Source organism: Nitratireductor sp. CH_MIT9313-5 (assembly GCF_037029545.1).
Taxonomy (GTDB): Bacteria; Pseudomonadota; Alphaproteobacteria; order Rhizobiales; family Rhizobiaceae; genus Chelativorans.
On sequence record NZ_JAYMER010000014.1, the window covers coordinates 954,415 to 968,095 of the forward strand.

The window sequence follows — 13,681 nt, forward strand, 5'->3', positions numbered from 1 at the left end:
TCCATTTTGAGGACGAAACATGTTTCGATGGTTTGAAGAGCGGCTGAACCCCTTCCCGACGGAAGAACCGGAAGAGCCGCCGCGCACCTTCATCGCATTCTGCATGCATTTCACCAAGGGCGCATGGCCCTTCATCGTGATGTCGGCGATCCTGATCGCCATCATCGCGATCGCGGAGCTTTGGCTTTTCTCCTTCCTCGGCAATATCGTCGACTGGCTGGCAGAGCAGGACCGCGAGACGTTCCTTGCCAATGAATGGCCGAAGCTGCTTGGCATGGCGCTGGTCGTCGGCATCGTGCTGCCCGGTGCGGTGATGTTGCAGGGGCTGGTCACGCATCAGGTGCTCATGGGCAATTATCCCATGCGCATTCGCTGGCAGGTGCATCGCTACCTCTTGAAGCAGTCCATGAGCTTCTATCAGGAGGAATTTGCCGGCCGCATTGCCACCAAGCTGATGCAGACGGCACTCGCCGTGCGCGAATGCGTCATCAAGCTCATCGACGTGATGAACTATGTCGCGGTCTATTTCCTCGGCATGATCGTGCTGGCCGCTTCCGCCGACTGGCGGCTGGCCGCGCCGCTGGTGCTGTGGCTGATCGGCTATATCCTCCTGATGCGATATTTCATCCCGCGCCTTGGGCAAGTGGCGGAAGAACAGGCCGATGCGCGCTCGCTGATGACGGGCCGCGTCGTCGATGCCTATACCAATATCCAGACGGTGAAGCTGTTCTCTCATGCCAAGCGCGAGGCGAGTTTCGCCCGCGAGGGCATGAACGGCTTTCTGCAGACGGTCTATCGCCAGTTCCGCTTTGTCACCGGCCTTTACGGCGCGCTCTACACGCTGAATGCTGCCTGCCTTCTGTCGGCCGGCGCGCTCTCGATCACGCTGTGGATCCAAGGTGCCGTCAGCGTTGGCGCGGTGGCGGTGGTGCTGGGCCTCGTTCTGCGGCTTTGGAACATGTCGCAATGGATCATGTGGGAGCTGACAGCGCTGTTCGAGAATATCGGCACGGTGCAGGACGGCATCGGCTCCATCTCGCTGCCGCGTGTGGTGGATGACGCGCCGGATGCAACGGAGCTTGAAGTGCCGAAGGGTGCGATTTCGTTTCAGAACATCCGCTTCCACTACGGCAAGACGGGCGGCGTGATCGAGGATCTGACGCTCAATATCAGGCCCGGCGAAAAGGTCGGCATTGTCGGGCGTTCGGGCGCGGGCAAGTCGACGCTCGTCAACCTGCTCCTGCGCTTTTACGACCTTGAGGGCGGGCGCGTGCTGATTGACGGCACCGACATTTCCACCGTCAAGCAGGACAGCCTGCGCGCGAAGATCGGCATGGTCACGCAGGACACATCGCTCCTGCACCGCTCCGTGCGCGACAATATCCGCTATGGCCGCCCAGATGCCACGGATGAAGAAGTGCTGGAGGCCGCGCGGCGCGCCGAGGCGCTGGAGTTCATCAAGGGACTTTCCGACATCAAGGGGCGCAAGGGGCTCGATGCGCATGTCGGCGAGCGCGGCGTGAAGCTTTCCGGCGGCCAGCGCCAGCGCATCGCGATCGCCCGTGTCATCCTGAAAGACGCCCCGATCCTGCTTCTCGATGAGGCGACATCGGCGCTGGATTCGGAGGCCGAAGCGGCCATCCAGGAAAATCTCTACCGCCTGATGGAAGGAAAGACCGTGATTGCCATTGCCCACCGCCTCTCCACCATCGCGGCGATGGACCGGCTCGTGGTCATGGACCAGGGCCGCATCGTGGAGGAAGGAAGTCACGACGAGCTGATCGACAAAGGCGGCATCTATGCCTCGCTCTGGCAGCGCCAGTCCGGCGGCTTCATCGATATCGAGAAAGCGGAGGCCGCAGAATGACGAAGCGGGCGCAGGACGAGGGCAAGCAGGGACCGCTGGAGGGCATTTGGCAACGCGCCGAAGGCGTGATCGAGCCCTTCGGCGATACCGACCGGGAAGTGCTGCCGGCCAGCGCCCGGGAGTTCATCTGGTTCTTTGCCACACAGGCCAAGTGGCCCTTCATCATATTGCTGATCGCCGGTGGCCTGATGGGTGTTGTCGATGCGGCGCTCTATTGGGGCCTCGGCTGGCTGATCGACGTGCTGGACCGCACCGAACCGTCGCGGCTTCTGGCCGAACACGGACTTATGCTGGCGGGCCTGCTCATGCTGGTGCTGGTGGTGCGTGCGGCGATCATGATCTTCAACACGGTGATGGAAGAGCAGGTCATCGCTCCATCCTTCTATCAGCGTGTGCGCTGGCAGGCCTTTCGCCGCGTGATCGACCAGCCCTACGAGTTCTATCAGAACGACTTTGCCGGGCGCATCCAGACCAAGGTCATGCAGGGCGGCGAGGCGACGGGTGACTTCATCGTCTCCACGCTGCAGACCATGTGGAGCTTCCTGACATTCCTCGTTCTGGCCGGCACTATCCTGACCGTGCTCGACCCGTTGATGGGCGTGGTGCTGGCCCTGTGGTTCGCGCTTTACCTGCTGACGGCACGCTATCTTCTCCCGCCCCTGCGCGAGGCGGGTCGCAGGACTGCCGATCAGCGCTCGCTGCTCAATGGCCGTATGGTCGACGCCTTTACCAATATCATGGCCGTGAAACTGTTCGACAGCGGACGGCGCGAGCATGAATATGTGCGCGAGGGAATGGCAAGTTTCCTCGGCGCGGTACGCCGCCTCACCCGCGCGATCACGCGGGTGCGCTCCGCGGTTGCCATCCTGAACGGCTTCATGATGGCCGGCGTCGGCGCGCTGGCGGTCACAAGCTGGATGAATGGCAATGCCACCACCGGCGAAATCGCCGCCGCGATGGGCCTCGTCTTCCGCCTCAACCAGATGTCGGGCTATGTGATGTTCAACATCAACGGCCTCATCCGCAATTTCGCAACCGTTCAGGACGCGACAACAGTTGTCTCGCGCGAGCCTGCCATTCGCGACAAGCCAGATGCTGCAACAATGGCACGGGTCAAGGGCAATATCCGCTTCGAAGAGGTGAGCTTTTCCTACGGAAAGAAAGGCGATCCGGAACAGCAAGGCGTCATCGAAAATCTGACCCTGGACATCAGGCCCGGCGAGAGGGTGGCGCTTGTTGGCCCATCGGGCGCCGGCAAGACAACGATCGTCAACCTGCTCCTGCGTCTCTTCGACGTGGAAGGCGGACGGATCCTGCTCGACGGCCAGGATATCCGTGACGTGACCCAGGCATCGCTACGCGCACAGTTCGGCGTGGTCAGCCAGGAGCCGATGCTCATGCACCGCTCCATCCGCGACAACATCGCCTATGGCAAGCCGGGTGCGAGCGAGGACGAGATCATCGCCGCGGCCAAGAAGGCATCCGCCCACGACTTCATCATGGGCGTGACCGACCAGCGCGGCCGGTCGGGCTATGATGCGCATGTGGGCGAACGCGGCGTGAAGCTGTCGGGCGGCCAGCGTCAAAGGCTCGCCATTGCCCGCATGATGCTCAAAAACGCGCCCATCCTCATCCTTGATGAGGCAACATCGGCGCTTGATTCCGAGATCGAGGCCGTCATCCAGGAGAAACTGGAAAGCCTGATGGAGGGCAAGACGGTCATCGCCATTGCCCATCGGTTGTCGACCATCGCAGCACTCGACCGGATCATCGTGCTTGAGAAAGGGCAGATCGTGGAGGAAGGCAGCCACCCGGCTCTCGTGGAGGCCGATGGGCTATACGCGCATCTGTGGAAGCGCCAATCGGGTGGCTTTCTGCCGAAGCAATTGGCCGCCGAATGACAACCGACGGGAGAAATGTGAACGGCGCAGGATCAAAAATGCTGTGCTTTATGCTATATTCGCCATCCGAAGCCCGTGATTTGCTGCACTCAAGCAGCAGATGCGAGCGGCAAATGCTTGAGCATCAAGACGGGCGCGAGACATGGAGGACTATGTGATGAAGGAATTCCATTGCGGTTCGCTTGTACCCGGCTGCGATTGGCACACACGCCATGACGAAGAAGCCGAAGTCATCCGCCGTGCAACAGAGCATCTGCGCCAGGCACATGGTGAAACGATCATCCGCGAGAGCATGATCGAGGCGATCCGCTCGCGCATCGTTGCCAAGAAGAACGCGGCCTAGAGCGCGCGGAAAGTAAGGAGTTTTAAACCGGCGAAGCCTCAGGCCTCGCCGGTTTTCTGTTTTGCGCGCTCAAGCAGGGCGTCCCGTGACAGCGAAAAATCGCTGTCCTGCCACTCCTTCTCAAGCTGGCCGAGAAGTTCGCCCACAGCCTTGCCCGGCTTCATGCCGAGTTGAAGCAGGTCCTCACCCTTGAGCGGAAAGACGGGGCGCTGATAGCTATCCACCAACTCAAGCTGGCGCTGGAGGCTGGCGCTTTCCCTCAATATCTCTGCATCCTGCATTGCCCGCTGACGCGTGGCGACAAGCGCCAGACGCAGGCGCATTTTCATGGCCTGTGCGGGATGCTGGTAAAGCTGCTGGCGCAAGGTCTTTTCGCTTGTTTCGTGACTTGGCTGCGGCGCTTCGGCCCACTCGACCAGGGTTGCCGTCTCCGCGCGCGACAGGCGCAGGCGTTTGGCCAGTTCCTCGATCTTTGGAGGATAAGGCGGAAGAATGGCGGCAAGACGCAGGAGCGCGTCCGGCTCCCAGCCAAGCGCCTTTTCCGTTTCCACCAGCGGCACCATGCTGTCGATGCCCCACTTCTCCGATTCCGGCAGGATGGCGGTGAGGACGCCGGTCTGGCGCATCCAGAGAATTGCACGATGAGGGTCAGGCGCGGACAGGAGCTTTTTGAGCTCCATCCAGACCCTCTCGACCGACAGACCGCCCAAACCATCCTTCAATCGCGCGCAGGCCTTCAACCCTTGCGCATCCGGCCGCCCTGCCCCGTACCAGGCGAAAAACCGGAAAAAGCGCAGGATACGCAAGTAATCCTCGCGGATGCGCTCTTCCGCCTCGCCGATGAAGCGCAGATTGCGGTCTTCCAGGTCCTTCAGCCCGCCGACGAGATCGTAAACCTTGCCTTTCGCATCAGCATAAAGCGCGTTGATCGTGAAATCCCGTCGGTTTGCATCGGCCTGCCAGTCGCGCCCGAAGGCAACCACCGCGTGGCGACCATTGGTTTCGACATCGGCGCGCAGGGTCGTGACTTCAAAGGGTTTTCCGTCGGAAACCACCGTGACGGTGCCATGTTCATACCCGGTGGGAATGGCCTTGAAGCCTGCGGCCTCGGCCCTCCTGATCGTCTCGTTAGGAATGGTCGTCGTGGCGATGTCGATATCGGTGACGTCCTGGCCCATAAGCGCATTTCGCACGGCCCCGCCTGCAATCCGTGCTTCCTCCCCGCCCTCGTTGAGCGCGGCAAGCAGCGCCTGCAGCCGCTTGTCGGAAAGCCAGGCAGCGTCAGCGATCGTCGTTTTCGTCATCGGGCATAAAGCCTTTCGTAAAGCGTGCGAAGAATGCCGGCGGTAACACCCCAGATGAAGCGTTCGCCATAGGGCATGGTGTAGTAGAACCGCTCCCGGCTTTGCCAGATGCGGCTTTCACGTCGGTGGTTCTGAGGCTCCATCAGAAAGGACAGCGGCACCTCGAATGCCGCATCGACCTCGTCCGGATTGAGCCTCAGTTCAAAGCCCGGCTGCACCACGCCCAGAACAGGGCGGATGCGGTAGCCGCTGCCCGTGACATAGTCTGGCATCCGGCCCACGATCTCGACCCGAGAAGGCTCCAGTCCGATTTCCTCTTCCGCCTCCCGCAGCGCGGCATCTTCGGGCGAGGCATCTTCCGGATCGATGCGCCCACCTGGAAAGGCCACCTGGCCGGAATGGGCGCGAAGCTTCTGCGTTCGCTGCGTAAGAATGACGCTCGCCTCTGGCCCGTGATCGACCACGGGCACGAGTACCGCAGCATCATGCAGGCGATCGCGCAGGATCATCGGCTTGAGTTCCGGATTGAGGCGATGATCGCCATAGTCGTCAGGATGCCAATCCGGATCCTGAGCGCTCGCCCGCCGACGAAATTCCATGGCGGAATAGCGCTCGTCGAGCATGCTCATTCGTCATCCGCTGCGGCCAGCGCCTCCAGTTTCTCGACCGGCATGATCGGAAAGACCGTGCCCTTCGAACGCACGGCAAACATGTCCACGCCATCGATCCTTATCGTCTCGCCCAGATCAACGAGTTGATAAAGAAGCGCCCGCGAAAGCAGAGCCTCAAGCCGTCCACGCACCAGAAGATAGGGCTTCACCCCGCCGGTTGCCGGCTCATCCTCGAAACGCAGTGGATGGTCTTCTCCCGCCTCGACCACGTCGCCAACATTGGTGCGGAAGGTGAGTATCTGCGTGTCGCCCTGGCCGGTAACCGTCATCTCCACGGCAATGAAATGCGCGTCTTCGACAGTGATACCAACCTTTTCCACCGGCGTGACGAGATATGTCCTGCCATCCTCGTCCTTGCGCAGAACGGAGGAAAAGAGCTGCACCAGCGCGGCGCGTCCAATGGGCGTGCCCATATAGAACCAGGTGCCATCGGCAGCGATGCGCATGTCGAGATCGCCGCAGAAATCGGGGTTCCACTTGTCAACCGGTGCAGCACCCTTGCCAGCACGCGCTGCCCGCGAGATCATGGCTTCAAGCGCGCCAGCGTCACCCGCTTCGCGAAGGCTGTCACTGCTGCTCTTATTGTCGTCGCTTTGCCTGTGCATGGTCACGAAATAGTCACTGTTCTTAGGATTGTCAGCCTTATGGAGTAATTTAAGCTCCAAGCACTGTCGCAAGCTGCGATTCCCGCATTCTGACTATTGCACGGGATGCACCACCGGTCGAAGGGAAGGGACACCCATATGAGCATTATCGCACGCGAGGATGCAGCCACCGGAGTGGATCCGAAGCAGATGGTTGCCGAGGCCGAAAAGGCGCTCGAGGACATTGCGCGCGCCCGCGATGGCGTGGGCCGTATCATTTTCGGTCAGGAAGCTGTTGTCGAACGCACATTGGTCGCATTGCTTGCCGGCGGACACGCGCTGCTGGTCGGCGTGCCGGGCCTGGCCAAGACAAAGCTGGTCGAGACGCTGGGCGTGGTGCTGGGCCTCGACTCCCGCCGCATCCAGTTCACCCCCGACCTGATGCCGTCAGACATTCTGGGCTCCGAAGTGATGGAGCAGGATGACAGTGGCAAGCGCGGTTTTCGCTTTCTGCCCGGCCCCATCTTCAGCCAGCTTCTGATGGCTGACGAGATCAACCGCGCAAGCCCGCGCACCCAGTCGGCCCTTTTGCAGTCCATGCAGGAATATCACGTGACGGTCGCGGGCCACCGCCATGACCTGCCGAAGCCCTTCCACGTGCTTGCCACCCAGAACCCGCTGGAGCAGGAAGGCACCTATCCCCTGCCCGAAGCGCAGCTTGATCGCTTCCTGATGCAGGTCGACATTCTCTATCCGGAGCTTGAGGCCGAGCGCCGTATCCTTCTGGAGACGACCGGCACCGAAGACGCGAAGGCTGAAAACGTGCTCACGCCCGAGCGCCTGATGGAGATCCAGGCTCTGGTGCGCCGGATGCCGGTGCCTGAAAGCGTGGTCGAGGCTATTCTGGCCCTCGTGCGCTCCGCCCGTCCCGGCCTTGGCCATCCCGAGACCGACCGCCATGTCGCCTGGGGTCCCGGTCCGCGTGCAAGCCAGGCACTGACACTGTGCGCGCGTGCACGTGCACTGTATGATGGCCGTCTCGCGCCGTCCGTGGACGATGTGCGCGCATTGGCAGAGCCCGTGCTTCAGCACCGCATGGCACTGACATTCGCCGCCCGTGCCGAAGGCATGAGCGTGCGCGACGTGATTGCCCGTCTCGCGCAGGCAATCTGAGGTTTGAAAGGCATTTGATGGCGCCCATCGGCCAGATTGCAGAACCGGCAGAAACACAGGATGCGCTGGCTCGCGCCCGCATGCGTGCTTCGCTTGTGCCGGATCTGCTGGTGGATGCAAGGCGCGTGGCGAACAATGTGATTGCCGGCTGGCATGGCCGCCGCCGCCGCGGAATTGGCGAGAATTTCTGGCAGTTCCGCCCCTATACCGAAGGCGAAGCCGTTTCCCGCATCGACTGGCGCCGGTCTGCCCGCGACGAGCATCTTTATGTGCGCGACCGCGAATGGGAGGCCGCCCATACGGTGTGGCTGTGGGCCGACCGCTCGCCCTCCATGCGCTTCCAGTCGAAGACGGCAAGTGTTTCCAAGGAAAGCCGCGCGTTGGTTCTGGCATTGTCACTTGCCGAATTGCTGTCACGCAGCGGCGAGCGCATTGCCTGGCCGGGCCTGACGGATCCTTTCTCGGCCCGCAATGGTGCAGAGCGCCTGGCGCATCATCTCGTTCATGCATCTGAGGAAGACGAATTTCCGGATCTCGGAACCGTCAAACGCTTCTCCGATGTCGTTCTTGTCAGTGATTTTCTCGATACGCCCGAAGAAACCATGCGCCGGCTCGACGTGCTGGCGCGTACCGGGGCTCGCGCCCATCTGATCGAGGTGGCTGACCCGGCGGAAGAGACATTCCCCTATACCGGCCGCACCGAGTTCCGTGATCCCGAGTCCGGCGCGAAGCTGACTGCAGGCCGTGCGGAAACACTGGCCGAAGACTACCGCAACCTCTATGCCGCACGCCGCGACACGCTTTCGCGCTGGTGCAAGAAGATCGGCTGGAGCTACACTGTCAACCACACCGACCGGCTCGCGTCGGAAGCTCTCGTTGCGGTGCATATGGCGCTATCCGTCGATGCGGGCTTTGGCGCATGAATTTCCTCGGCCTGACCTTCGCGACACCAATGGTTCTGTGGGGCCTGATTGCGCTGCCGGCGATCTGGTGGCTTCTGCGGCTGACACCCCCGCGCCCGCAGAGCGAAACCTTTCCGCCGCTGCGCATCCTGGCAAATGTGCTGAAGCGGGAAGAAACACCGCACAAAAGCCCGTGGTGGCTGACCCTGTTGCGGCTGATGCTGGCGGCTCTCCTGATTTTCGCGCTTGCCGGCCCCGTCTTCAATCCGCGTGAGAAGATTGCGGTCTCGGGCAATGCGCTGGCCATCGTGCTCGACAATGGATGGGCCTCTGCGGCGGATTGGGAGCGGCGACTGGATACGGCCGAGCGGCTTGTGGCAGATGCGGCAGACAACGATCTGCCGATCTATCTGCTCCTGGCCGCAGAGCTTGCCTCGCAGGATATCGGTCCGTTCAATGCGGCAACAGCGCGTGACCGACTGAACGCCGCCGAACCCCGTCCCGTCCCCGTCGATCGGATGAGCGGCTTCACGCGCCTCAAGGAAGCACTGGATGACGCGCCGGGAGCTTCGCTTGCCATTCTCGCCGACGGATTAGGCAGCGAGAGCGACGGCAGCGCATTCGCCGAACTTCTTTCTGCCCCGCTCGCCGATCTTCTGTGGATCGAACCCCAACGCCTGAATGCGGTGGTTATGACTGCAGCCGACAACCAGCCGGACAGTTTTCGCGTCGATCTCGCGCGCTCGGGCGATGATGGCGCGCCGCGGCAGGTCATTGCCTATGCAAGCGACGAGAAAGGCCGGCGTATCGCGGAAACCGCGATCACCTTTGGCCCAGGCGAGGAAACGGCGTCGGGCGAGATGCGCCTGCCCTTCGAGTTGCGCAACGATTTCGCGACACTGGCCATCGAGGGCGAAAACCACGCCGGAGCTTTACGCGTGCTTGACGAGAATGCACGCCGCCGCAGGATCGGACTTTTGTCGCAGAATGAAGGCGACCGCGCGCAGCCGCTCCTCTCGCCGCTCTATTACATCCGTCGCGCACTGGCCCCTTATGCCGATCTGCTCGAGCCTTCCGCACCGGAACTGACCAAGGCGATACCCGAGCTTATCGAGCAGAAACCGGCAGCCATCATCATGGCCGATGTCGGCACGCTGCCTGAAAGTGCACGCGACGCGTTGGTGGAATGGGTGAATGGCGGTGGAACGCTGGTGCGTTTTGCTGGACCGCGCCTTGCAGCCGCCGAAAATGACGAAACCCTGCTGCCCGTGACATTACGGGTGGGCGAACGCTCCCTTGGCGGAGCACTCTCATGGTCGGAACCGCAACCGGTGTCGGAATATCCCGCCTCCGGCCCCTTCTCGGATCTGACACCCCCCCGCGACGTGGTGGTGCGCAGGCAGGTTCTGGCGCAGCCCTCCCCCGATATTGTCGAGCGCACCTGGGCAAACCTCGCTGACGGCACACCGCTTGTTACCGGTGCCGAACGTGGTGATGGTCGCGTGGTGCTTTTCCATGTCACCCCAGAAGCGACATGGTCCAATCTTCCGATCTCCGGCAGCTTTGTGGAGATGCTGCGGCGCATCGTGCAGTTCTCACGCAACCAGGGTGCGGCCACCCGTGAGGGTGAGGAAACGGGTCAGCGACTGGCACCCTATCGCATGATCTCCGCCAGCGGCGCGCTCGTTCCTCCCGGGCCACAGGCAGAACCTCTTCCCGCCACCAACAATGTAGCGGTCAATCTGCAGCACCCGCCGGGGCTTTATGGCGGCGAGGAAGGCGTTCTGGCGCATAATCTCTTCAAGGCCGATGACCGGCTTGTTCCGCTGGAGCGACCGCAAAGCCCAGTTGCGGTAACGGCACTGGATTATGCCGAAGACAGTTCGTTGGATATGAAAGGCCCGCTCCTGATTGCCGCCCTTCTGCTTCTGGCCCTGGACACGCTGGCTGTACTGTGGATGGGCGGAAAGCTGAATGCCCGCCGCTTCTCCGCGCGCAAGGCCGGTGCAGCCGTCCCTGTTCTTGCAGCCCTGACACTTGTCGCCGGGCTTATGGCCCCGGACAGCGCCTTTGCGCAGGCAGCGAACCCCGATGATGCGGCAGCCATTGAGGCGATCTCGAAAACACGTATTGCCTATGTTCAGACCGGCGTGGCATCGACCGACGCCATCAGCCGCGCGGGCATCCGCGGCCTGAACCGTTTTCTTCTGGACAAGACGGCTCTGGAACCCGGCGAACCCGCAGCCGTGAATATCGCCGAAGACGAGCTCTCCTTCTATCCGCTGATCTACTGGCCCATCGAGGCTGACGCGCCCATGCCGTCGGAAGAGGCGATTGCTCGCATCGACGCCTATATGCAGGAAGGCGGGACGGTCCTGTTCGATACACGGGACCAATATTCCACCGACTTTAGCGGTCAAGGCTCTGTAAGCCCGCAGACCCAGCGCCTGCGCGACATACTCTCATCGCTGAACGTCCCGCCGCTTGAGCCGGTGCCTGAAGACCACGTGCTGTCGAAATCCTTCTACATCTTGAACGAGTTTCCGGGCCGTTACCGCGGAAGCCCGCTCTGGGTGGAAGCGGCTGCCGGTGGAGCCGAGCGCAGCGACCGCCCGGTGCGCACCGGCGACGGGGTCTCGCCCATCATGATCACGGGCAATGATCTGGCCGGAGCCTGGGCCATCGACGAAAATGGCGAAGCCCTTCTGCCGACCGTGCCATCCGACCCGCTGCAGCGCACCTATGCGCTGAGAACCGGCGTCAACATCATGATGTATATGCTCACCGGCAACTACAAGGCCGACCAGGTGCACGTGCCGGTTCTGCTTGAACGGCTTGGGCAATAGGTGGCGCGATGAACCTTTCCATCAGCTTCGAGCCCCTCTTTTCAATCACGCTCCTTGCAATCGTGCTTGTGCCGCTTCTGCTGATCGTGGGAGCCGGGCTGCTCGTCGGCCAGCGCGGTTCGCTATTTCGTCTGGCAGCCCTTGGCGCGCTCGCGCTCGCCCTCTTCAACCCCGTACTCCTGGACGAGGAGCGCGAGCCGCTTTCAAGTGTCGTTGCCGTCGTGCTGGATGAAAGCCAGAGCCAGGAGATCGGCAATCGCGCCGAGACCGCACGCGCGGCCCTGGAGGGATTGAAGGAGCGCCTCTCCCGTTTCGGTCAATTCGAACTCAGGGTGGCCGAGACCTCCAACAGCAATGCCGAGGAACGCACCGAAACGCGCGCCTTCGAAGCGCTGGAAGGCCTGCTGCGCGATGTACCGCCCTCACGTGTCGCCGGCTCCATCATGATTACCGACGGTCAGGTGCATGACGTGCCGGAAAACGCCAGCGGGCTTTCCGGACCGCTTCACGCCCTCATCACCGGCGAGGAGGACGAAAAGGACCGTCGCATCCGCTTTGAACGCGCGCCGCGTTTCGGCATCGTCGACAAGCCGCTGGAGATGACCTATCGCGTGCTTTCCAGCAACGAGGAGACCGGCCCCGTTGAGGTGGAAATCTTCGTCAATGGCGAGCTGGCATCCATCGAGCAGGCCAATATCGGTCAGGAAATGCCGTTGGAGGTGACGATCCCGCGCGCTGGCCGCAACATCATCCAGCTTTCCATCGCTCCCGAACCCGACGAACTGACGGACGCAAATAATCGCGCCGTGGCGCTGGTGGACGGCATTCGCGAAAATCTGCGCGTGCTTCTCGTCTCCGGAGAACCGCATTCGGGCGAGCGCACCTGGCGCAATCTGTTGAAGTCGGATGCCTCCGTGGATCTCGTGCATTTCACCATCCTGCGTCCGCCCGAAAAGCAGGATGGAACGCCCATCAACGAGCTGTCGCTGATCGCCTTCCCCACCCGCGAGCTCTTCGTGGAGAAGATCGATGACTTTGATCTGATCATCTTCGACCGCTACCAGCACCGCGACGTGCTGCCGATCCTCTATTACGACTATATCGCGGAATATGTGGAGAATGGCGGAGCGCTGCTGATTGCCGCCGGGCCGGAGTTTTCCGGCGAAGAGTCGGTTGCGCGCACACCGCTGATTGGAGCACTGCCCGCCCTGCCCAGCGGCGAGGTGATCGAAGAGGGCTTTCATCCGCGCCTGAGCGAGACAGGCCAGCGCCATCCGGTCACCCGCGGGCTGGAAGGGTCCGCCAGTGAGCCGCCACGCTGGAGCCGGTGGTTCCGCATTATCGGTGTCGATGATGTGGACGGACAATCGGTCATGGAAGGACCGGACGGACGGCCCCTGCTCGTCCTCGACCGTCGCGGAGAAGGCCGTGTGGGCATGTTCCTTTCCGATCAGGGCTGGCTTTGGGCACGTGGTTTCGAGGGGGGCGGGCCACATGTCGCGCTCTACAGGCGGATCGCGCACTGGCTTATGCAGGAACCCGAACTCGAAGAGGAACGTCTGACCGCCGACGGCCGCGGCATGGTGCTGGAGATCCGCCGCCAGACCATGGAAGACGCGGCCCCACCGGCTGTCATCACCACACCGACGGGTGAAACACGGGAAATCACGCTGGGCCAGACCGGACCGGGCCTCTTCGAAGGCCAGTTGGAGACGGACGAGATCGGCCTCTACGAGATCCAGAACGGCGATCTCAACGCACTTGCCCATGTCGGGCCGGTCAATGCGCCGGAATTTGCCGACACGGTCTCGACTGAAGAGGTTCTGCGCCCCGTTGCGGACGCCAGCGGGGGTAGCGTGCGTCGCATCGAAGGCGGGCTTTCGGGCCTCTCGCTGCCAAATATCGTGCCCGTGCGCAACTCGATCTCGAATGCGTCAGGTCGCGACTGGCTGGGCCTGAAGACGACGAATGACAGCGTGCTCAAATCCGTGCGTCGCGTACCGCTGTTCGCCGGTTTCTTCGGCCTCGCCCTGCTTCTGATGGCGCTGGGCAGCACATGGTGGCGCGAGGGGCGGTAACGCCGCTCCTGC

10 protein-coding genes are annotated in these 13,681 nt (G+C 62.2%); 7 read left to right on the forward strand and 3 right to left on the reverse strand.

From position 1 onward, the window contains the following. The first annotated feature begins 19 nt into the window (after positions 1 to 19). The 3 genes from WA367_RS12200 to WA367_RS12210 all read left to right on the forward strand — a co-directional run bounded on the left by WA367_RS12200 (position 20) and on the right by WA367_RS12210 (position 4,111). On the forward strand, positions 20 to 1,867 hold the full coding sequence (locus WA367_RS12200) for an ABC transporter ATP-binding protein (protein WP_336057001.1): 1,848 nt from the start codon (positions 20 to 22) through the stop codon (positions 1,865 to 1,867). Then, a complete protein-coding gene (locus WA367_RS12205) occupies positions 1,864 to 3,768 on the forward strand; it encodes an ABC transporter ATP-binding protein (protein ID WP_336057002.1) in 1,905 nt (634 codons plus the stop codon). Before WA367_RS12200 ends, WA367_RS12205 begins: the two co-directional genes overlap by 4 nt. Positions 3,769 to 3,925: 157 nt before the next feature. Continuing rightward, positions 3,926 to 4,111, forward strand: coding sequence for a DUF1059 domain-containing protein (locus WA367_RS12210; RefSeq protein WP_336057124.1), 186 nt, complete (start codon positions 3,926 to 3,928; stop codon positions 4,109 to 4,111). Between the two features lie 38 nt (positions 4,112 to 4,149). On the opposite strand, the gene WA367_RS12215 is transcribed toward WA367_RS12210, so the two are convergent. Genes WA367_RS12215 through WA367_RS12225 form a run of 3 tightly spaced genes read right to left on the reverse strand, consistent with a single transcriptional unit; the run spans position 4,150 to position 6,691 of the window. Beyond that, on the reverse strand, positions 4,150 to 5,415 hold the full coding sequence (locus WA367_RS12215; RefSeq protein ID WP_336057003.1) for a CCA tRNA nucleotidyltransferase: 1,266 nt from the start codon (positions 5,413 to 5,415) through the stop codon (positions 4,150 to 4,152). Continuing rightward, positions 5,412 to 6,044: a CoA pyrophosphatase gene (locus tag WA367_RS12220; protein WP_336057004.1), complete on the reverse strand. Its 633-nt coding sequence runs from the start codon at positions 6,042 to 6,044 to the stop codon at positions 5,412 to 5,414. The genes WA367_RS12215 and WA367_RS12220 overlap by 4 nt, the downstream gene beginning before the upstream one ends. Further along, a complete protein-coding gene (locus WA367_RS12225) occupies positions 6,041 to 6,691 on the reverse strand; it encodes a DUF1285 domain-containing protein (RefSeq protein ID WP_336057125.1) in 651 nt (216 codons plus the stop codon). Before WA367_RS12225 ends, WA367_RS12220 begins: the two co-directional genes overlap by 4 nt. A gap of 138 nt (positions 6,692 to 6,829) precedes the next feature. On the opposite strand from WA367_RS12225, the gene WA367_RS12230 reads away from it, so the two are divergent. The 4 genes from WA367_RS12230 to WA367_RS12245 are packed head-to-tail and all read left to right on the forward strand — an operon-like array spanning position 6,830 to position 13,669. Further along, positions 6,830 to 7,843 (forward strand): AAA family ATPase, encoded by a 1,014-nt coding sequence (locus WA367_RS12230; RefSeq protein ID WP_336057005.1) that lies wholly within the window; start codon positions 6,830 to 6,832, stop codon positions 7,841 to 7,843. Positions 7,844 to 7,860: 17 nt separating this feature from the next. Next, complete coding sequence (locus WA367_RS12235) at positions 7,861 to 8,766, forward strand: DUF58 domain-containing protein (RefSeq protein ID WP_336057006.1); 906 nt, start codon at positions 7,861 to 7,863, stop codon at positions 8,764 to 8,766. Continuing rightward, entirely contained in the window at positions 8,763 to 11,591 is a 2,829-nt protein-coding gene (locus tag WA367_RS12240; protein ID WP_336057007.1) for a DUF4159 domain-containing protein, read from the forward strand. Before WA367_RS12235 ends, WA367_RS12240 begins: the two co-directional genes overlap by 4 nt. A gap of 8 nt (positions 11,592 to 11,599) precedes the next feature. Then, positions 11,600 to 13,669, forward strand: a complete 2,070-nt coding sequence (locus WA367_RS12245; protein ID WP_336057008.1) for a hypothetical protein — start codon at positions 11,600 to 11,602, stop codon at positions 13,667 to 13,669. Positions 13,670 to 13,681: the final 12 nt, after the last annotated feature.

Bases quoted from the DNA above. Each gene is read 5' to 3' on its own strand.
- WA367_RS12200 (WP_336057001.1), top strand. From the start codon at position 20: ATGTTTCGATGGTTTGAAGAGCGGCTGAACCCCTTCCCGACGGAAGAA.
- WA367_RS12205 (WP_336057002.1), top strand. From the start codon at position 1,864: ATGACGAAGCGGGCGCAGGACGAGGGCAAGCAGGGACCGCTGGAGGGC.
- WA367_RS12210 (WP_336057124.1), top strand. From the start codon at position 3,926: ATGAAGGAATTCCATTGCGGTTCGCTTGTACCCGGCTGCGATTGGCAC.
- WA367_RS12215 (WP_336057003.1), bottom strand. From the start codon at position 5,415: ATGACGAAAACGACGATCGCTGACGCTGCCTGGCTTTCCGACAAGCGG.
- WA367_RS12220 (WP_336057004.1), bottom strand. From the start codon at position 6,044: ATGAGCATGCTCGACGAGCGCTATTCCGCCATGGAATTTCGTCGGCGG.
- WA367_RS12225 (WP_336057125.1), bottom strand. From the start codon at position 6,691: ATGCACAGGCAAAGCGACGACAATAAGAGCAGCAGTGACAGCCTTCGC.
- WA367_RS12230 (WP_336057005.1), top strand. From the start codon at position 6,830: ATGAGCATTATCGCACGCGAGGATGCAGCCACCGGAGTGGATCCGAAG.
- WA367_RS12235 (WP_336057006.1), top strand. From the start codon at position 7,861: ATGGCGCCCATCGGCCAGATTGCAGAACCGGCAGAAACACAGGATGCG.
- WA367_RS12240 (WP_336057007.1), top strand. From the start codon at position 8,763: ATGAATTTCCTCGGCCTGACCTTCGCGACACCAATGGTTCTGTGGGGC.
- WA367_RS12245 (WP_336057008.1), top strand. From the start codon at position 11,600: ATGAACCTTTCCATCAGCTTCGAGCCCCTCTTTTCAATCACGCTCCTT.